Below are 19,405 nucleotides of genomic sequence, written 5' to 3'. Positions count from 1 at the left end.
CACCCGTGGTCCGGGTCCCTCAAGGGCCCGGGCCACGGCTCAGCGCGGCGCCGGCACCTGGCCCGTCGCGCCCTGCCGGTCAGCCGCCGGGTCGGCCGGCACCAGGGCCATCAGCCGGCCCAGCAGATCGGCGAACGGGCCGTCCACCGGCTCGTCCTTGAGGACGCCGGCGATCACGGCCGCCGTCTCGGCGTCGTACGCCGCGCTCACCGCGCACAGCGCCGCGAAGTCGTGCACCAACGTCAACTCCAACTCGGCGCGCGGAATCCGCCGCCCGTCCAGCCACAGCAGCGCCGTCGTCTCGGCGAGGGAGACCCAGGAGCGGACCACGAGCGCGAGGCGCACCGGGGGTTCCGCGACCCGCAGGTGCGCCAGGATCTGGTCGTACGCCGCCTGCCGCACCTCGTCGATCATCGCGGTCGTCCGCGAGGAGCCGACGGCGGGGCCGCCGCGCATCAACGCGAAGAAGCCGGGCCCGTGCTCGTCGACGAAGTCGAAGAAGCGGCGCATCACCCGCAGCAGCCGGGTGCCCAGCGGCCCCTCCTGCGGTTCGACGAACCGGGCGGCCAGGTCGTCCGCGGCCCGGCGCAGCGCCGCCTCGTACAGGCTCTGCTTGCCGGGGAAGTAGTGGTACACCAGCGGTCGGGAGATGCCGGCGGCCGACGCTATCTCGTCGATCGACACCTCGTCGGGGGAGCGGGCGCTGAAAAGGTCCAGCGCCACGCCGATCAGCTGCTGCCTGCGCTCGTCGACGCCCATCCTGCGGCGTACCCCGGTCGTCATGTCCACCAGCGTACCGACTGTCCCCCGTTCACATGTTCTACAGGTCCCACACCGGGTCGTCACAGGTCGAGCGCGAGGCGCCGGCCGCGGCAGCGCGAGACGCAGATCAGCATCGAGTCGTCCCGCTCGGCGTCGGTGAGCAGGTCGTCGCGGTGGTCCACCTCGCCGGCCAGCACGGTCTGTTGGCAGGTCCCGCAGAAACCCTGCTGGCAGGAGTACGCCACGTCCGGCAGCGCGGCGCGCACCGCGGCCAGCACGGACTGGTCGGCCCCGACGCGCACCGTCCGGCCCGAGCGGCGCAGTTCGACGTCGAAGGCGGTGCCCGGCGCCGTCGCGCCGGCGTTCGCGGCGAACCGCTCCAGATGCAGCGCCCGGCCCTCGGGCAGCAGTCGGGCGACCGCGTCCATCAGCCCGTTCGGTCCGCAACAGTAGACCGCGGTCTCGGCGCTCACGGACGTCATGAAGTCCAGCGCCGGCCGGCCGTCGACGTCCCCGGCGACGACGGTGACGCGCCCGCCGTCCGCGCCCAGCTTCTCGACCTCGTCGAGGAACGGCATCGAGGCGCGCGACCGGCCGCAGTACAGCAGCCGCCAGTCGGCGCCGGCCGCGGCGAGCGTCCGCAGCATCGGCAGGACGGGCGTGATCCCGATGCCGCCCACGACGAAGAGGTACGCGCGCGACTCCACCAGCGGGAAGCGGTTGCGCGGCCCGCGGACCTCGATCCGCACGCCCACGCGCAGCCGTTCGTGCACCTCGCGGGAGCCGCCCCGACCGTCCTCGACCCGGCGGGTCGCCACCGTGTACGCCCCGGTCTCGGCCGGGTCGCCGCACAGCGAGTACTGCCGTACGAGCCCGGAGGGCAGCACCACGTCGAGGTGGGCGCCCGGCTGCCAGGGCGGCAGCGGCGCCCCGTCCGCCGCCTGGAGCCGCAGTCGGACGACGCCCTCCGCCGGCTCGGTCCGCTCGGTGACCGCGAGGGTCAGTCGGCGCGCGGCGGTCGCTCCCCGGCCGGCGACCGGGGCCATGCCGCGCACCCGGCCCTGCCCGGAGACGGGATCCGCCAGCGCGGGCATCGGCCACAGCGGGGAACGCCCGATGCGGCGGCGCGCCGCCCGCTTGGCGAGGACGGCGACACCGGCCGCACCGGCGGCGAGGGCCAGGCGCAGGGGGCGGGGCGCCATCGCTCAGCGGCCCCCGTTCGCACCGGGGGAGGTCGCCAGATAGGCCACCGCCTGGGCCGTGCTGCCCTCCTGGGAGGGGTGGTAGGCGCGGCTGAGGTAGCGGGGGACGGAACGCAGCATGTCGCCGGTGGCCGGCAGCACCCCGGCCCGGCCCGCCCGGTGGAACTGCCCGAAGGACGCCCTGCCGTCGGTGAGCAGCGGATCGTTCGCCATGAAGAACCGCACGCCGCGCTGCCAGAGGAAGACCAGGGTGGAGAACGCGGTCGCCCAGGTGCGCACCCGGCGCCGGTAGTCGCCGTCGACGTGGGTGAACAGGTCGAAGGCGACCGCCCGGTGCTCGACCTCCTCCGCGCCGTGCCAGCGCAACAGGTCGAGCATCATCGGGTCGGCGCCGCGCCGGTCCAGCTCCTCGGCGTTCAGGACCCAGTTGCCGAGGAAGGCGGTGTAGTGCTCGATCGCGGCGATCAGCGCGACGCGCTCCAGCAGCCACCAGCGGCGCGCCCGCCCCGGCGGCAGCGTCCGGTCGCCCAGCAGCTTCTCGAACAGCCAGTCCACCTGGGCGGTGTACGGGGTGGGGTCAAGACCGAGCGACTTGAGGTGCGGCAGGACGTCGTCATGGGCCTGCGAGTGGACGGCCTCCTGCCCGATGAAGCCGATGACGTCCGCGCGCAGCCGGTCGTCCTCGATCAGCGGCAGCACCTGCTTGTAGACGTGGATGAACCATCGCTCCCCGGCCGGGAGCAGCAGGTGGAGCACGTTGATGGTGTGGGTGGTGAAGGGGTCGCCGGGGACCCAGTGGAGAGGGGAGTCCACCCAGTCGAACGAGACCTTGCGGGCCTTGAGTTCGATGCGCTCCGACGCGACCGGGGCGGGCTGCGTGTTAGACATGCCGTCAATGTACTGACGGGTAAAGCACGCGACCAGATGCGTGCGCGTGCTTTCCTCCGCGGGAGGCTTCTGCGCGAGTGACCGTCGCCCCAGCGGGCCCGGCGTGATGGGGCGGCCCGGCGGCGCTCGTCTGCGGAGTTCCGCCTCCGGTGCCACCTGACATGGGCGCCGTTTCCCCGCAAGTGCATGGGTATCCGCGGCCCGGGGTGGGTTGTTCGCGCAGTTCCCCGCGCCCCTGAAACCCCTCCCCCCAGCCCGCAGACAAGTGACGGGGGCAGCGAATCAGGGGCGCTGGGGGTACCATCACGCCCTCCGGGCGCAGGTGGGGGTGCCCCCGTGCCCGCAAGGGCACAGGGGGAGGAACTGCGCGACAAGCCCACCACCGGGGTGCAGTCGCCGATACCGCACACCTGCCACGGCGGCACCGCGCCCGCCAGGGCAACCGCAGGGGCTCCGGTGCGGAGGTTGCTTCATCCGCACCGGAGACCGGCGGGTCACGCGCGCGTCACGCTCCACGCGCTGAAGCCGACCGTGCCCCGCGCCCCGCTCCCTCCGTTCGCCGCGGTCATGAAGACGCCGACGTCCTGGACGCCCGCCGCGCCCGGTGACGAGACCGTGGCGATCGTGCGCCACGTCGCGCCGCCGTCCGTGGACAGCTCGCCGGTGAACCCGGTGCCCGTGCCCCGGGTCAACCGCAGCAGGACCGGCGCGCGGACGCCCGTGATGCGGCGGTACACGTCGAGGGTGCCGTCGCCGTTGGAGTCGTACGACAGCACGACGCCCTGGCCCGGCGTCACCGCCAGGTTGACGAAACCGGTGGTGCCGGCGCGCGCCAGGTCGTCCCGGACGACGATTCCGGCCCGCGCCCAGCTGCTGGTGCTGTCCTGGGAGTCGACCCGGACCGTGACCGCGGTGCCCGGGGCGAACAGCCCCTTCCGGTACGCCGTGCCGAAGTGCGCGGTGCCCCGCCACAGGTCGTTGCCCGCGCCGTTGATCGCCAGCCGGTCCCCGAGCTGCCCGAAGACCGCCGCGTTGTTGGTGTACGTGAGCCACTCGGCCGCCAGCGGGGCGGCGACGTGCAGCTCGCCGACCTGGGTGACGGGCACGGCGTCCCCGCCGGTCGGCCCGTACCGCACGGTGAGCCGGTACGGCAGCGCCCGCAGCGGCTCCGTGAGGGCGTCACCGGGCGCGGTCACCCGCCAGCGGACCGCGCCGCTGCCGCCCGCGGCCACGCCCATCAAGGAGCGGTCGGCCGGCGGCTCGGGGGCCAGGTCGGCCGCGGCGAGGGTGAAGTCCACCCGGCCCGTGGCCCGTAGCCCGCTGAGGTTGCGGAAGGTCGCCGTCAGCTCGCCCCGGCTGCCGGGCCGGAAGACCGGCGGGTCCACCGTCACCGCTGTCGTGCCCTGGTACGCGGCGGTCGCCAGCGCGTCGCGCACCCGCAGCGCCGTGCGGTGGGCGTCGCCCGTGGGCCGGGTCGGATACGCGCGGCGCTCCTTCGTCCACGCCTCCTCCGAGGGGTACCAGTCGAAGGACTTGGGCGCCCGCCCCTGCTCCAGTGCCGCCGTCAGCTCCGTCAGGTACGCCTCCCACTGCGGGACGTGCACGTCGGCGATCAGGCCGTGCCAGTCGCGGTTGGCGTAGTTGGACAGGGCGTTCGCGGCCGGCCGGTCCGCCCAGGTCGTGACCAGCGCCCGCGCGGTCCGCTCCAGCTCCACCGCCTCCGCCGGGCTGGTCGCCAGCCGCTTGGCGTCCTCCAGCCACGGCCCGAGCAGGAACGCCCGGTGACAGCCGGCCATCGTGTCCGCGAGCCGCATCAGCTTCAACCAGACCGCGGCCACGCCCTTGAACGCCTCCACGTCCTTGCTGGCGTACGCCGACCGCAGGGCGAACTGCAAGGTGCGCGAACGGTTCGCCAGCGCCTGGCGCGCCAGGTCCGTGACGTCGTGACGGTAGGTGTCGCTGTCCCGTAGTTCCCCGTCCACCTCCAGCAGCGCGGCGAAGGCCCGGTCGAAGCCGGCCGGGTCGAACGCGGTGCCGATGGACGACGTCAGGCTGGGCCTGCGCAGGAAGTGCGAGTCGTACGGCCGACCGTCCGTGCTGGTCAGCTTGTACGCGGTGGCGGCGAGCGCGGCGAAGGCGGTGCGCGCCGCCGCGTCCTGCTCGCCGTAGCGGACGTGGGCGTACTCCGCGAACCACGCCGCCCGGTCGATCTTCTCCTCGCGCCACGCCAGTTCGCTGAACAGCTCCAGCGCGACCGGGTCGCGCTCCGCGGCCTCCGGCATGTACGCCGTGCCGACGAGCGCGCTGCCCGAACGGTCCCGCCAGAGCGTGAACCGCTCCGTCCAGCGGTCGGTGTTCGCCCCCATCGTGGTGCGCCCGCCGAAGTTGGGGATGGTGCCGAAGGCGTACGGCGCGCCGCCCCACTCCTTCTCGCGGTCGACGGTGGTGTCCAGGTCGGACAGGCCGTCGACGATCAGCACCCGACGGGTGTCGATGGCGTCCAGCAGCGCCGGCCGCGGGTTGGACTGCCAGCCGAGGATCACCCACGTCGCCTCCGGGCGGGCGGTGCGCAGCGCCTTCTCCACGGCGCGCGCCGCGTCCGGCACCGGCACGTCACCGGCGCTGCCGCCCTCGTGCAGCAGGTCCATCTTGAACAGGTCGGCCGCCCCGAACAGCTCCTCCTGGTGCCGGTAGAAGGCGGCGGCCACCTCGGGGAAGACGGAGGTGCGAGGGTCCAGCCAGTCCGGCCTGCGCAGCCCGTTCCACAGTCCCTGCGCGATGACCCGCGACCCCGGATTGCGCTCCGTGAAGCCGTTGGGCACGGTGCCGAAGTAGCCGGGGAACACGGGCCGCATCCCCAGCTCGCGCAGCCGATCCGCGATCTTCAGGCCCAGCTCGGCGCGGCGCGCCAGCAGTTCGGGCGAGACCGGCCCGCCGTACTCGCTCATGTTCTGGAGCAGCCACCACGCCTGGTGCGAGGGCGCCGGCAGCCAGGTGCGGGCCTCCAGGTCGGAGTAGCCGAAGTCCTTCAGGAGCCGGTGGTACACGACCTCTTGGCCCGGGGTCACCAGCACTTCGTTGCAGCCGTGCAGGGCGAGCACGTCGATCAGCCGCTCCCAGCGCGCCCAGTCCGCGTAGGGGGCGGTGTAGCCGTCGTGCGTGTCGTTGTACGCGAAACGGTGCGGCACCGTCGCCGACCGCTCCAGCGCGGCGCGCGGTGCCGGCAGCTCGTCCGGCAGGTCGAGCCGGCTGCCCGACCAGGAGACGTGCGCCCGGCACACGTACTTCAGGTACCAGTGGACCCCGGTGAGCGCGACGGCGGCGGAGGGGGCGGCGACCTCGATGCGGCCCTTGGAGCCGGTCACGGAGAACCGCTCCGGGCCCTCGTTCGCCTTCAGGTGGAACTGGTCCGCGTGGCCCGGCAGCAGCCGGCGCAGGGCGGCACGGGCCGCGGTCAGCCCGGCGGCGCGGGCGGTGGTGGTGACGGTGGTCGGTGGTGGGGCCTGTCCGGAGGGGGTGAGGTGATCGGCGGCGGCTGCGCGGCCCCCGAGGGCCGCACTCGCTCCGATCGCTCCCGCGGTGCCCAGGACCGTACGTCTCGACGGCTCGAACATCGGCGCTCCTCTGCGCGAAACGATGTAATCCACGTCACAACAGATGCGTGCGTGGCGCAGGTTACCGGGCGTTCGGCCCCTGGCAACGGCTCCCCGCGGGCACCATGGCCGGATGGGGACCAGGACGGGGGCCGGCGCAGCGCGTACGGCCCGTACGGCACGGGCAGTTGTGGCCCTGACGGCGCTCGCCGCGTGCGGTCCGGGCGACGACGGCGACGGGCGTGGCGACGTCGACCGGCCCCGTGGTGCGGGCGCCTCGAAGAGCGCTCCGAGGGAGGCGGCCGGCACGCTGGAGGAGCTGGCCGCGACGGCGCGGTGCGCCCCGAAGGTCCGGACGGACACCGCGGAGCTGCGGCAGGCGAACTGCCGGACCGGGGCGGGGGCGTACGTCCTGACCACCTTCGCGACCGAGCGCGGGCTGCGGGCGTGGCTCGACGCGGCCGACGACTACGGCGGCACGTACCTGATCGGCCGCACATGGGTCGTCTCGGGCGGCGAAGAGGTCGTCACGGCGCTGCGCGACCGGCTCGGCGGGACGGTGCACCGGGGCGCGGATCACGGCACACCGGATCACGGGCACCACTGACGGCGGGATCCGGTCCTGCGGACCCCGCCGCCTGGGCCCTTCGCTCAGCGGCAACGGCGTCCGGAGTTGATGCAGGAGACCATCCGGTCCATCAGCCGCTCGTCGAAGACGTTGATGAAGTCCCCGTGGTCGGTGACCGGCTTGTGCAACTGCTCGGGGAAGGAGTCCACCGCGAAGCGCGCGCCGCGCGGCACGTCGTACACGATCCGCTGCACCAGCTGCGGGATCCGTTGGAATCCGGGTGGGCAGGCGCCGCGGGCGTCGGTGAAGGCCACGTGCGTGCGGTGGTTGGGGCTGTCGATGTTTTTGGGGTCCCGGCCGTCCCAGCAGCTCTGGAACCGGAAGGTGCGCACCACGTCGCTGCCCCGCGGACACCGCGGGTACTTGTCCTTGAGCTGCCGGTTCTCGAAGCCGGTGCAGCTCCAGGAGGCGTTGGCGTTCGCCGTGCCGTTGGTGAACGCCTTGGCGTCGCCGGTGATGATGCGCAGCAGCCGCGGCATGGCGGTGACCCGACCCGTCGGACTGCCGCCGAAGGTGAGCGTGACCTGGACGGGCGTCTGGATCTCCCCGACGTTCTTGTCCCGGCCGCCGCCGTCCTGGCCGGCGTCGACTTCGGCCCGCCCGTTCTGGACCCGCAGCACCGGCCAGTAGTACGAGGAGCGGTCGCCCCGGTTGCGGCAGGTGGTGGCGCCGGCCGCGAGGTCGTCGTCGCTGGCGAAGGCGTCGTTGGCCTGGTTGCCGACGTAGTCGTGCATGTGGTGCGCGCCGTTGGCCACCCCGGGGGCGACGATCACGTTGTCGGAGTTGAACAGCCCCTGGGCGTTCACCCCGCAGCTCGTGGTGAAGGTGCCGCGGGAGGCGCCGCGACGGTTCGGCGGCAGCTGCACATTGGGGCGTACGGTGCGGATGTCGACGAAGTCGGCGGCAACGGGGCCGTTGCCGGCCTGCCCGCCGCCGCCCCTTTGCTGCTCGGGGCCCCGATCTCCGGCCCGCTGCTCGTCGTCGTCATCGTCGCCGTCGAAGCGCTCTCGCTGTCCCGACCCGCCGTCCTCGGCGGAGGCGTACACGTCGACAGCCATCAGCCCGCCCCCGCCGAGGACGAGGGCGACCGAGGCGGCGATCGCCCGGTGGGCCAGGGTGGTGCGTTTCCTTCGGTTGCTCCTGTTGCGTCCCATGGAACTCCTCTGCTTCGTTGCCGGGGAGAGGGTGTTTGTTGGGGCCCGGCAGAGGGAGAAGCGCGCCCCTTGATACGGGCGGGACGCCCGGGACGTTCAGCATTGAGGAGTCGGCAGGGCGCCCCGGTCAGCCCTGCGCGCCGTGGTCGAGGTACGCCAGGACCGCGAGCACCCGGCGGTTGTCGTCGTCCGACACCGGCAGGCCGAGCTTTCCGAAGATGTTCGAGGTGTGCTTGGCCACCGCCCGCTCGGTGACGACCAACTGCCCGGCGATGGCCGCGTTCGACCGGCCCTGCGCCATCAGCTCCAGGACCTCCAGCTCGCGCGGGGTCAGCCCGCCCAGCGGGCGGTCCTTCGCCCGCCGCGACAGCAGCTGGGAGATCACCTGCGGGTCCATCGCGGTGCCGCCGCGGGCCACCCGCCGCACCGCGTCCACGAACTGCTCCGCGTCGAAGACGCGGTCCTTCAGCAGATAGCCCACGCCGCCGTTGCCGTCGGCCAGCAACTCGCGCGCGTACAACTGCTCCACGTGCTGGGAGAGCACCAGCACCGGCAGTCCCGGCCGGGCCCGGCGCGCGGCCAGGGCGCACTGGAGGCCCTCGTCCGTGTGGGACGGCGGGAGCCGGACGTCGACCACGGCGACGTCCGGCTCCAGTTCGGCGAGCGCCCGGCTCAGCTCGGGCCCGCTCTCCACGGCCGCCAGGATCTCGAAGTCGTACGCCTCCAAGAGTCGGACCAGCCCGTCACGCAGCAGGAACAGGTCTTCGGCTAGAACAACTCGCAAGGGATCTCCATGGTGACCATGGTGGGGCCGCCCGCTGGAGAGCTGACGGCGAGGACGCCGTCGAATGTACCGAGCCGGCGTTCGACCCCGCTCAGGCCGGACCCCGCCCCGATCGACGCACCGCCCCGGCCGTCGTCCGTGACCGCGATCCGCAGCGAGCCCTGCTCATGGGACACGTCCACCCATATCCGTCCGGCGCCCGCGTGCTTGACCGCGTTCGTCAGGGCCTCGCTGACCGCGAAGTACGCCGCCGACTCCACCGGGGCCTCCATCCGGCCCGTGAACTCCACGTCGACCTCCGTGGGCACCGGCAGCCGCAGCGCCAGCGCCTTCACCGCGTCGCCGAGCCCGCGCTCCGCCAGCACCGGCGGATGGATCCCCCGCACCAGGTCCCGCAGCTCCGTGAGCGCGTCCGCGGACGACTCCCGTGCCGTGGCCACCAACTCCTTCGCCTTCGCCGGGTCCTTCTCGATCAGCGCTTCGATCGTGCTCAGGTTCATGCCCATGGCGACCAGCCGCGCCTGCGCCCCGTCGTGCAGATCGCGCTCGATGCGGCGCAGCTCCGCCGCCGAGCTGTCCACCGCGTCGTGCCGGGTCTCCGTCAGCCGGTCGATGCGCTGCTCCAGCTCCTCCTGCCGGTTCGGCACCAGGACGGCGGCGGTCAGCCGGAAGTGGGCGCCGACCAGGGCCGGGGCCAGCCGGACGCCCGCGGCCAGGAACACCACGCCGACGCCGGCCGCGATCCCCGCCGTGCCCCAGCCGGTGACCGGGACGAACATGTACCAGTACGTGCCTTCCGCGGCGACGATCGGGGACCACAGGCCCGCGCCGAGCAGCAGCCCGAACACGCCCTGGAGGGGCACTCCGACGGCGAGGACGGCCACCACGGCGCCCGCCGTCATGTCGACCAGCAGCCACTGGAGGTCCCGCCAGGTCGCCGGGTCCTTCAACAGCAGCGCGCAGCGCTCGACCTGGCCCGTGATCCCCGTCCGCAGGTCGCGCGGGAAGGGGCGGTACCCCGGGGGGATCCGGGTCCCCGCCCAGCGGGCCGCCAGCAGCCGGCGCTGTCCGGTGTGCATCCGCACCAGGGTGAGCACCGCCGGGGTGGTGAACACCCCCACGCCGATCGGGATCAGCGCGATGGAGACCACCGACAGCACGAACAGCGTGATCGAACCGACCAGCGCCAGCAGGGTCAGGGCGAGGCCCTGGATCCCCGCCGTCACCGCCGCCCGCCCGCGCTCCGCCGCCGTCACCCGCGTCGACCGTGTGGTTTCCATGCGGCCCTCCCGTTCCCGATCGTCTTCCTCGCGCTGCCCGTCCAGTCTCCGACGTCGTCCCCGTCCGGGCACGGGGCTCCGCCACCGCATCGGGGGTGGTGCTAGCACCACCCCCCTGGCCTCGCCTTTTGGCTCCGCACAGGGGGCTGAAGCGGCTGGGGCGGCTGCGCCGGGCTGCCTAGCGTCAGGGGCAACCTAACCGGCGCAGGACCTGGGGAGCGAAACCACCATGAGACGCAATGTCGCCGCGCGGATCGGCGTATGGAGCGCGCACCACCGCAAGACGGCCGTCATCGGCTGGCTCCTGTTCGTCGTGCTCGCCACCGTCGGCGGCGGCGCCGCGGGCACGGTGGAGATGACCGGCTCCGAACAGGGCGCGGGGGACTCCGCCCGGGCCGAGAAGATCCTGGAGGACGCCCGGCTCGACGCGCCCGCCGGGGAACTCGTCCTGGTGCGCAGCGACGCCGCCGGCGGCTGGCGCCAGCCGGCGCGGGAGCTGACCGCGGCGATCGAGAAGACCGGCGAGACGACCGGGATCGAGGCGCCCCTGGCGTCCGCGGACGACAAGGAGGCCCTGATCCGCTTCGAGATGGCGGGCGCCTCCGACACCGCGGCCGACCGGGTGCAGCCGGTGCTGGACGCCGTACGGGACGCCGGGCGGGGGCACGAGGGCGTCGAGGTCCACCAGTTCGGCGACGCCAGCGCGGAGAAGTGGCTGAACGACCTGCTCGCCGACGACTTCAAGAAGGCCGAGTTCACCGCCGTACCGCTGGCCCTCGGGATCCTGCTGGTCGCCTTCGGCGCGGTGGTGGCCGCCCTGCTGCCCGTCGGCCTCGCGCTCACCGCGTGCGCCGCGGCCTTCGGACTGCTCTCCCTCGCCAGCCACCAACTGCACGTGTTCCAGACCACGTACTCGGTGATGTTCCTGATGGGGCTCGCCGTCGGCGTCGACTACTGCCTCTTCTACCTGCGGCGCGAACGGGACGAGCGGGCCGCGGGCCGGGACGCCGAGACCGCGCTGCGGATCGCCGCCGCGACCAGCGGGCGCGCCGTCCTGGTCTCCGGCGTCACGGTGATGCTCGCCATGGCCGGCATGTTCCTGTCCGGGCTGATGCTCTTCAAGGGCTTCGCCGTCGCCACCATCCTGGTGGTGGCCATCGCCGTCCTCGGGTCGGTCACCGTGCTGCCGGCGCTGCTCGCCTGGCTCGGCGACCGGGTCGACGCCGGCCGCGTCCCCTTCCTCAACCGCCGCCGCGGCAAGCGCGGGACCCGGGCGAGCGGGGCGCTCGCGGGCTCCCTCCTCGGCCCGGTGCTGCGCCGCCCCCTGCTCTTCGCCGTGCTGGGGACCGCACTGATGCTGGGGCTGGCCGTGCCCGCGGCCGGGATGAAGACCGAGCAGCTCGGCATGGAGAAGCTGTTCGGCTCCGACGCGCCGCTGTCCGTCGCGTACGAGCAGATCACCGACAGCTTCCCCGGCGGCCCCGACCCCGCGCGGATCGTGGTGAAGGCCGACGACATCGAGGCGGAGCCGGTGCGCAAGGCGCTGGCGCGCTTCGAGGAGGACGGCGGGCGGGGCGCGACCGTCACCGTCCACCGCGAGCAGGACGTCGCCGAGATCGAGGTGCCGCTGCCGGGCGACGGCAGTGACGGACGCTCCCGGGACGCCCTGACCGAACTGCGCGAACGCACGGTCCCCGCCGCCTTCGCCGGCACCGGCGCCGAAGCCCGCGTCACCGGCAAGCTCGCCGAGTCCGTCGACTTCAACGAGCAGCTCAAGAGCGGCATCGGACCCGTCTTCGCCTTCATCGTCGCCGTCACGTTCCTGCTGATGCTGTTCTGCTTCCGCTCCTACGTGATCGCCGTGACCTCGATCCTGCTGAACCTGCTGTCCGTTGCGGCGGCGTACGGCGTGATGGTCGCCGTCTTCCAGCACGGCTGGGGCGCCGCCCTGCTCGGCATGGAGGCGGTGGGCGCGGTCGAGAGCTGGATCCCGCTGTTCGTGCTGGTGGTGCTGTTCGGGCTGTCGATGGACTACCACGTCTTCGTGGTCTCCCGGATCCGCGAGGCCCGCGACCGCGGCGCGGACAACCGCACCGCGATCGCCGAGGGCATCCGCCGCACCGCGGGCGCGGTGACCGGCGCCGCGGCCATCATGGTCGCCGTGTTCGCGGTCTTCGGCACCCTGTCCATGCAGTCCATGCAGCAGATGGGCGTCGGCCTGGCGGTCGCGGTCCTCCTGGACGCCACGGTCGTCCGGATGGTCCTGCTCCCGTCGGTCATGTCCCTGCTGGGCGACCGCAACTGGCGCACCCCGAAGCTGCTGCGCCGCCTCCCGCAGCTGGAGCACGGCGACGAGGACGAGCCCGCCGCGCCGCCGGCGCCGCGCGCCCCCAGCGTCAGCGGCGTGTGAGGAAGCCACCGGGGAGGTGCGGCGGGGGCCGTGCGGGGGAGACCCTCACAGCCCCCGCCACACCTCTTCCTTCTCCGCCGGAAGGCCCGTACCCCGCTCGCCCCGGACCTCCCCGCCCACGGTCCGCAACCACTCCCAGGTGTCCACCACCGTCTCCGCCAGCGGCCGGCACTCCAGCCCCGTCGCCCGCGCCCTGCCGACGTCCAGCGAGTACAACGCGCCCACCAGGTCGGACGCCTGCGGCGGCACCCACAGCGGCAGATCCGTCCACGGCTCGATCCCCGCCTCCAGCACCCGCTCCGGGGCGACCCACCGCAGCTCGGCGCCCGAGCCCGTCGCCGCGACGCACGCGTCGAGCACCTCGCCGAAGGTCGCCGCACCCGGCGGACCGACCAGGTTGTACGGGCCGCTCAGCCCGGCCTGCGCCGCGGACAGCGTCCACTCCGCCAGGTCCCGGGCGTCCACGTACTGCACGGACGCGTCCGCCGGCCCCGGCGCGGTGACCTGCCCGCCGCGCGCGATCCGGGCCAGCCACCACGGCAGCCGCCCGACGTTCTCGAAGGGCCCCAACAGCAGCCCGGCGCGCACCAGCAGCGACCGCTCCGCGCCGAACGCGTCCACCGCCGCCAGCTCACCGCCCCGCTTCGCCTCCGCGTACGGCACGTCCCGCGCGTCCGGCGCCCCCTCGACCAGCGGCGCCGTCTCGTCCGAACCCGGCGGCGCCGGCCACGCGTAGACGGAACAGCTCGACACGTACGCGTACCGCCCGGCCCGCTCCGCGAGCAGCCGGGCCGCGTCCCGCACCGCGACCGGCGCATCGGCCCAGGTGTCGACGACGACGTCCCACCCGTCGGGCGCCGACGCCAGCGCCGCCAGCCCGTCGGCCGCCGTGCGGTCGCCCACCAGCGCGGTGACCCCCTCCGGCGCCGGCCTGGTGCCCCGGTTGAAGACGGTGACGTCCCAGCCCCGCGCGAGCGCGGACCCGACGAACGCGCGCCCCACGAACTCCGTACCACCCAAGATAAGAAGCCTCATGCTCCGACCCTGCCGTGCCGACCCGCCCAGTGCCAGGGCTTCCGCTCCCAGGAGAACGCCACGCCCCCTCCCGCCAACGGGACGGGAGTGGCAGCATGTGCGGATGTGACCTCCGCCCGGCCGCCGTTGCGCGCCCTTCGGGCCGCGCTCTTCGCGGCGGTGTGCACGGCGCTGTCCGCGGCCGGGCACGCGTACACCTCCGGTCACGACCTCCCGCCGACCGCGCTGGCGCCCGCCCTCGCCGGCACCGCCGTCTTCGGCTGGCTCGCCGCCGCCCGCCGTCGCGGCCCGTACGCCATCGGCGCGGGCCTGCTCGTCGGCCAGGGCGCGCTGCACCTGCTCTTCGCCCGCACCCAAGCCCACCATCCGCCCGCACCCGCACCCGCGCCCGCACCGGCGGCCGGCACGGGACCGCACGGCGGCGCACCCGACGCCGTGCCCGCGCTGATCGACCCGGCCGTCCTCACCGGCGGCTACGGGATGCTCGTCGCCCACCTCGTCGCCGCCGTGTTCTGCGCGCTGTGGCTCGCCCGCGGCGAAGCGGCGTTCTTCCAACTAGCCCGCGCCGTGGGCGCCCTCGCCTTCGCGCCGCTGCGGCTGCTGCTCGCCCTCGCGGCCACCCCGGACGACCCGCGGCGCCGCGCCGCGCCCCGGCACTCCACCGCGACCGCACGGCCGCACGCCGTACTCCTCGACCACTGCCTGGTGCGCCGCGGGCCACCCGCCGCCCGCTCGGCCTGCCCCTTCGGGCCGCCGAGCACCCGCGCCACGGCCCCTGGAGCAGCCGTCTGACCCGGGGGTCGCTTCCCCCTGTCGTCATCGACTCCCAGGATCGCCATGTCTCTCGACACCCCTGCCCCCGGCAGCAGAGAACACCGCCCGTCAGCCGAGTCCGGGGCCCCGCCCGCGCTCACCACCGAGACCGAACAACAAGCCGCGGCCGAGCAGGAAGCCGCGGCCAGCTCCCGCTGGAGCGCCCTGCGCCCCCTCGTCCTGCGGCTGCACTTCTACGCCGGAGTGCTCATCGCCCCGCTGCTGCTGGTCGCCGCCGTCAGCGGACTTCTGTACGCCCTCTCGTTCCAGGCCGAGAAGATCGTCTACCGACAGGAGCTGACGGTCCCCGACGGCGACCGCTCGCGCGCGCTCCTGCCGCTCGCCGACCAGGTCGCCGCCGCCCGCGAAGCCCGCCCCGACGGCACCGTCACCGCCGTCTGGCCGAGCAGCGAACGGGGCGCGACGACCCGGGTGCTGATGGACGCCCCCGACGTCGACGAGGGCAAGTCCCTCGCCGTCTTCGTCAACCCCCACACCGGGGAGATACGCGGCGAGCTGCCCTCGTACGGCAGCTCCGGCGCCCTCCCGCTGCGCACCTGGCTCGACGAACTCCACCGCGACCTGCACCTCGGCGAAGCCGGCCGCTACTACAGCGAACTGGCCGCCAGTTGGCTGTGGGTCGTCGCGCTCGGCGGCCTCGCCCTGTGGATCGGCCGCCGCCGCACCGCGCGGCGCGCCCTGTTCGTCCCCGACCGCAAGGCGAAGGGCCGCCGCAGGACCCTGTCCCTGCACGGCACGGTCGGCCTGTGGGCCGTCGTCGGGCTCGTCCTGCTCTCCGCGACCGGACTGACCTGGTCCCGGTACGCAGGCGAGAACATCGGCGCCGTCCAGGACCAACTCGGCGGCGCCACCCCCGCGGTCTCCGCGAGCCTCGACGGCTCGGCGGGCGGCGGCGGTGAGCACGCCGGACACGGCGCCGGCGCCGGCGGCGCGCACCAGGGCGCGGACGTCGGCATCGACCGGGCGCTGGCCGCCGCCCGCGCCGCCGGGATCGACGGCCCGCTCGCCGTCACCCTGCCCACGGACACCACCGGTTACGTGGTCAAGGAGACGGACACCACCTTCCCCGTCCGGCTCGACTCCGTCGCGGTGAACCCCGCGGACGGCCGGGTCATGGACAAACTCCGCTTCGCCGACTACCCGGTGCTGGCGCAGCTGACCCGCTTCGGCATCGACGCCCACATGGGCGTCTTCCTCGGCCTCGCCAACCAACTGGCGCTGGCGGCGCTCGCCCTGGCGCTCGTCCTGGTGATCGTGTGGGGCTACCGCATGTGGTGGCAGCGCAGGCCCACCAAGGGGCGGGCGCTGGGAGGCCGGCCCGTGCCGCGCGGCACCTGGCGCCGGGTCTCGCCCGCGCTGCTGTTCCCGCTGGCCGCGCTCACCGTGGTGATCGGCTGGTTCGTGCCGCTGCTCGGCATCAGCCTGGCGGCGTTCCTCGTCGTGGACCTCGCCCTGGGGGCGGTGGCCCGCAGCCGGCGCGCCTGACGACGACCCGTTCGGGCCGGCCCGCCACCGCGGCCGGCCGGCCCGAACGGCCCTGGTCAGGGCGCGTACTTGTACCCCACCCGGCGCACCGTCTGGATGGCGTGCCGGTGCTCCGCCCCCAGCTTGCGGCGCAGTCGCGCGACGTGGACGTCGACCGTACGGCCGTCGCCGACGTGCCCGTACCCCCACACCGTCGTCACCAGGTGGTCCCGCGAGTGGACCCGGTGCGGATGCGCCACCAGGTGCGCCAGCAACTCGAACTCCAGATACGTCAGGTCGAGCGGCCGGTCGTCCACCAGCGCGACCCGCTCGGCGGAGTCGATCCGCACCGGACCGCCCCCGCCCACCGCACCCGCCGCCACCGCGACCGGGGCCAGCGGCTGCGCCGGCTGCTGCTGGTCGGCCGGGACGAGCACCAGATAGCCCACCATCGGCGGCCGGCCCGCCACCGCCGGCAGGTTGTGCTGCGGCGCCGGCAGCCAGGTGGCCCCGGGCGGCAGGACGTCGGCGACGCTGCGGAACGTCCCCAGCGGCACGACCTCGTCGGGGGAGACGGCCCGCAGCCGGTGCCGCACCGGCCGGGCCGACGGCGGCAGCGCACCGGGCCGGAGCGGGGCCCCGGCGGCGCGGTTCGCGGCCGGGACCGCGGAGAACGTACGGGGATGAGCGGGGTTCGCCATGAGAGGTCAGCTCTCTTTCGCGCGGAGGAGTCGACGAGTCGATGGGACGGACGTACGTCGTGCGCGCTGGCCGAAGGCCGGACGACCGGTTTTAGTGGGCCCGCGCGTTCTGCGCGAGGCAACACACCCGGTCGAAGTCGTGGTGCTGCCGGGAAGGCCAGAACGGCTCCAGGTCACTGGGACCCGTCACGGAGTTCTGGAAGCCGGCCATGGGCTCATTGAATCAGATGAACGCCCCGCGGAGCAGGGTTCCTCTCACGGACCGAGACGCCGATCTCGTCACACTCGCGCGGCATGGCTCATTCCGGGGACCGGCGACCGGAGCCGGCCGCGCCGCTTGCCGCACCCCGCGGCAACGACGGTGAGGGCGCCCGCAGTTCACCCGCGGACGCCCTGCACGCATGTGGCCGAATCCTCCTCCTGACGGCCCGTCGAACGGGGGTCGTCAGACCTGCCCGGCCTTCTCCAGCGCGGCGCAGCAGGTGTCCACCATCAGCCGGGTCACCACGTACGGGTCGACGTTCGCGTTCGGCCGGCGGTCCTCGATGTACCCCTTGCCGTCCTTCTCCACCTGCCACGGGATCCGCACGGACGCGCCCCGGTCCGACACCCCGTAGCTGTACTCGTTCCACGGCGCCGTCTCGTGCAGCCCCGTGAGCCGGTCGTCGATGCCCGCGCCGTAGTTCTTGACGTGGTCCAGCGGCTTGGAGCCCTCGCCCAGCGCCTCGCAGGCGGTGATGATCGCGTCGTACGTCCCGCGCATCGCCCTCGTCGAGAAGTTGGTGTGCGCGCCCGCGCCGTTCCAGTCGCCCTTCACCGGCTTCGGGTGGAGCGTCGCCGACACCTTGAAGTCCTCCGCCGTGCGGTACAGCAACCAGCGGGCGATCCACAGCTGGTCCGCGACCTCGACCGGGGAGAGCGGGCCGACCTGGAACTCCCACTGGCCCGGCATGACCTCGGCGTTGATCCCGGAGATGCCCAGCCCCGCCTTCAGACAGTTCTCCAGGTGGGCCTCCACCACGTCCCGGCCGTGGATCTCGTCCACGCCGACCCCGCAGTAGTACCCGCCCTGCGGCGCCGGGTAGCCGCCGACCGGGAAGCCGAGCGGGCGGTCGCCCTCGAAGAAGGTGTACTCCTGCTCGATCCCGAAGATCGGCTCCTGGTCGGCGAACCGCTCGGCGACCTCGACGAGCCGCGCCCGGGTGTTGGAGGGGTGCGGGGTCATGTCGGTGTCCAGGACCTCGCACAGGACGAGGACGTCGGCGCCGCCGCGGATCGGGTCGGGACAGGAGAAGACCGGCTTCAGGACGCAGTCGGACGCGTTGCCCGCGGCCTGGTTCGTGCTGGACCCGTCGAAGCCCCAGACGGGCAGGTCCGCGCCGATCGGCAGGATCTTCGTCTTGGAACGGAGCTTCGCGGTCGGCTCGGTGCCGTCGATCCAGATGTACTCAGCCTTGAAGGTCACGGGTCTCATCCTTTGCGGGTGCTGCGGTATGTCCGACAGCTTCGCAATGGGCGATTTCCCCACCGTTGCCCGTTCGTGAACCCCGTGTTACGCACCGCGTCACCCGTGTAACGCCCGTCACGGCGGCCGGAACCACCGGCTCCGGGGTCCCCTGGGGCGGGCGGTGGGCAGACTGGGGCCATGACATCGCAGTCGCAAGCAGCCGCAGCAGCCACCGGGACGGACGCCGCGGGCTCCGCGGGCACGACGAGGACGACGAGCACGACGGGGACGACGGGGACGACGGGGACGACGAGCGCGACGGCGCCGATGCGCATCGGGCTCGTCGGCGCGGGCCCCTGGGCGGAGCGGACCCACGCCCCCGCGCTCGACGGCCACGACGGGGCCGTCTTCACCGGCGTCTGGGCGCGCCGCGAGGAGGCCGCACAGGCGTTGGCGGACCGGTACCGGGTGCCGGCGCACACGGGCGACGACGGCATCGACGCGCTCCTCGCGGCGTGCGACGCCGTGGCCTTCGCCGTCCCGCCGGACGTCCAGGCGCCGCTGGTGGCCCGCGCCGCGCGGGCCGGCCGGCACGTACTGCTGGACAAGCCGGTCGCGACGGACCCGGCCGCGGCGCGGGAGGCCGCGGACGCCGTGGCGCGCGCCGGGGTCGCCTCGCTCGTCTTCTGCACGATGCGGTTCGCCGAAGGGCCGCGCGGCTGGCTGGCCGAACAGGCCGCGAAGGGCGGTTGGTTCACCGGCCGGACCCACTGGTTCGGCTCCCTGTTCGCGGCCGACTCGGACAGCCCGTACGCGGCCTCCCCGTGGCGGCGCGAGAAGGGCGGGCTGTGGGACCTCGGCCCGCACGCGCTGGCCGCGCTGCTCCCGGTGCTCGGCGACGTGACCGGGGTGACGGCGGCCCGCGGCCCCGCGGACACCGTCCACCTGGTGCTGCGGCACGACGGCGGGGCGTCCAGCACCGTGACCCTCACCCTCAGCGCGCCCGCCCGGGCGCAGGGCGTCGCGCTGGAGTTCGTCGGCGAGGAGGGGACCGCGAGCCTGGACGGGACGTGGGACGCGGTGACGTCGTTCGCCGCCGCCGTCGACGCGTTGGCGCTCAGCGCGCGGACGGGACGCGCCCACGACTGCGACATACGGTTCGGGCTGCGGCTCACCGAGGTCCTGGCGGAGGCGGAGGCGCAGTTGGGCTGATCCGCCGACCG

15 protein-coding genes are annotated in these 19,405 nt (G+C 74.1%); 5 read left to right on the top strand and 10 right to left on the bottom strand.

Annotation, left to right across the window (positions count from 1 at the left end; translation table 11 throughout):
- Positions 1-39 precede the first annotated feature (39 nt).
- The 4 genes from AB0E05_RS20555 to AB0E05_RS20540 form a co-directional block, all read right to left on the bottom strand.
- Positions 40-783: a TetR/AcrR family transcriptional regulator gene (locus AB0E05_RS20555; RefSeq protein ID WP_361965406.1), complete on the bottom strand. Its 744-nt coding sequence runs from the start codon at positions 781-783 to the stop codon at positions 40-42.
- A gap of 59 nt (positions 784-842) precedes the next feature.
- Positions 843-1,964, bottom strand: a complete 1,122-nt coding sequence (locus tag AB0E05_RS20550) for a PDR/VanB family oxidoreductase (RefSeq protein WP_361965404.1) — start codon at positions 1,962-1,964, stop codon at positions 843-845.
- Positions 1,965-1,967: 3 nt separating this feature from the next.
- Positions 1,968-2,852, bottom strand: a complete 885-nt coding sequence (locus AB0E05_RS20545; protein ID WP_361965402.1) for a metal-dependent hydrolase — start codon at positions 2,850-2,852, stop codon at positions 1,968-1,970.
- Positions 2,853-3,346: 494 nt separating this feature from the next.
- On the bottom strand, positions 3,347-6,466 hold the full coding sequence (locus tag AB0E05_RS20540) for an alpha-N-acetylglucosaminidase (RefSeq protein ID WP_361965400.1): 3,120 nt from the start codon (positions 6,464-6,466) through the stop codon (positions 3,347-3,349).
- A gap of 112 nt (positions 6,467-6,578) precedes the next feature.
- On the opposite strand from AB0E05_RS20540, the gene AB0E05_RS20535 reads away from it, so the two are divergent.
- Positions 6,579-7,052: a hypothetical protein gene (locus AB0E05_RS20535; RefSeq protein WP_361965398.1), complete on the top strand. Its 474-nt coding sequence runs from the start codon at positions 6,579-6,581 to the stop codon at positions 7,050-7,052.
- A 44-nt stretch (positions 7,053-7,096) separates the two neighbouring features.
- Here the strand turns inward: AB0E05_RS20535 and AB0E05_RS20530 are convergent, their stop codons facing one another.
- The 3 genes from AB0E05_RS20530 to AB0E05_RS20520 form a co-directional block, all read right to left on the bottom strand.
- Entirely contained in the window at positions 7,097-8,227 is a 1,131-nt protein-coding gene (locus AB0E05_RS20530; protein WP_361965397.1) for a DUF1996 domain-containing protein, read from the bottom strand.
- 127 nt (positions 8,228-8,354) lie between these two features.
- Positions 8,355-9,011 (bottom strand): response regulator transcription factor, encoded by a 657-nt coding sequence (locus AB0E05_RS20525; RefSeq protein WP_361965394.1) that lies wholly within the window; start codon positions 9,009-9,011, stop codon positions 8,355-8,357.
- Entirely contained in the window at positions 8,996-10,291 is a 1,296-nt protein-coding gene (locus AB0E05_RS20520) for a histidine kinase (protein ID WP_361965392.1), read from the bottom strand. Before AB0E05_RS20520 ends, AB0E05_RS20525 begins: the two co-directional genes overlap by 16 nt.
- 229 nt (positions 10,292-10,520) lie before the next feature.
- Here AB0E05_RS20520 and AB0E05_RS20515 point away from each other — a divergent pair, with 229 nt between their 5' ends.
- The gene (locus AB0E05_RS20515; RefSeq protein WP_361965390.1) at positions 10,521-12,701 is read left to right on the top strand and encodes an MMPL family transporter; all 2,181 of its coding nucleotides are present in this window, start codon (positions 10,521-10,523) and stop codon (positions 12,699-12,701) included.
- Between the two features lie 45 nt (positions 12,702-12,746).
- Here AB0E05_RS20515 and AB0E05_RS20510 read toward each other — a convergent pair whose 3' ends face one another.
- Positions 12,747-13,736, bottom strand: a complete 990-nt coding sequence (locus AB0E05_RS20510) for an NAD-dependent epimerase/dehydratase family protein (RefSeq protein WP_361965388.1) — start codon at positions 13,734-13,736, stop codon at positions 12,747-12,749.
- Between the two features lie 105 nt (positions 13,737-13,841).
- Between AB0E05_RS20510 and AB0E05_RS20505 the strand changes: the two genes are divergently transcribed.
- Entirely contained in the window at positions 13,842-14,528 is a 687-nt protein-coding gene (locus tag AB0E05_RS20505; RefSeq protein WP_361965386.1) for a hypothetical protein, read from the top strand.
- 45 nt (positions 14,529-14,573) lie between these two features.
- Entirely contained in the window at positions 14,574-16,055 is a 1,482-nt protein-coding gene (locus AB0E05_RS20500) for a PepSY domain-containing protein (protein ID WP_361965384.1), read from the top strand.
- Between the two features lie 56 nt (positions 16,056-16,111).
- Here AB0E05_RS20500 and AB0E05_RS20495 read toward each other — a convergent pair whose 3' ends face one another.
- Positions 16,112-16,735 (bottom strand): winged helix-turn-helix domain-containing protein, encoded by a 624-nt coding sequence (locus tag AB0E05_RS20495; RefSeq protein WP_361965382.1) that lies wholly within the window; start codon positions 16,733-16,735, stop codon positions 16,112-16,114.
- Positions 16,736-17,180: 445 nt separating this feature from the next.
- On the bottom strand, positions 17,181-18,200 hold the full coding sequence (gene glnII, locus AB0E05_RS20490) for a glutamine synthetase (RefSeq protein ID WP_361965380.1): 1,020 nt from the start codon (positions 18,198-18,200) through the stop codon (positions 17,181-17,183).
- A gap of 309 nt (positions 18,201-18,509) precedes the next feature.
- Here glnII and AB0E05_RS20485 point away from each other — a divergent pair, with 309 nt between their 5' ends.
- A complete protein-coding gene (locus AB0E05_RS20485; RefSeq protein WP_361965486.1) occupies positions 18,510-19,394 on the top strand; it encodes a Gfo/Idh/MocA family oxidoreductase in 885 nt (294 codons plus the stop codon).
- Positions 19,395-19,405: the final 11 nt, after the last annotated feature.

Source organism: Streptomyces sp. NPDC048057 (assembly GCF_040653095.1).
GTDB lineage: Bacteria > Actinomycetota > Actinomycetes > Streptomycetales > Streptomycetaceae > Streptomyces.
Note: the sequence above shows the minus strand (reverse complement) of the source record. Positions and strands in the feature narration are given on the sequence as shown.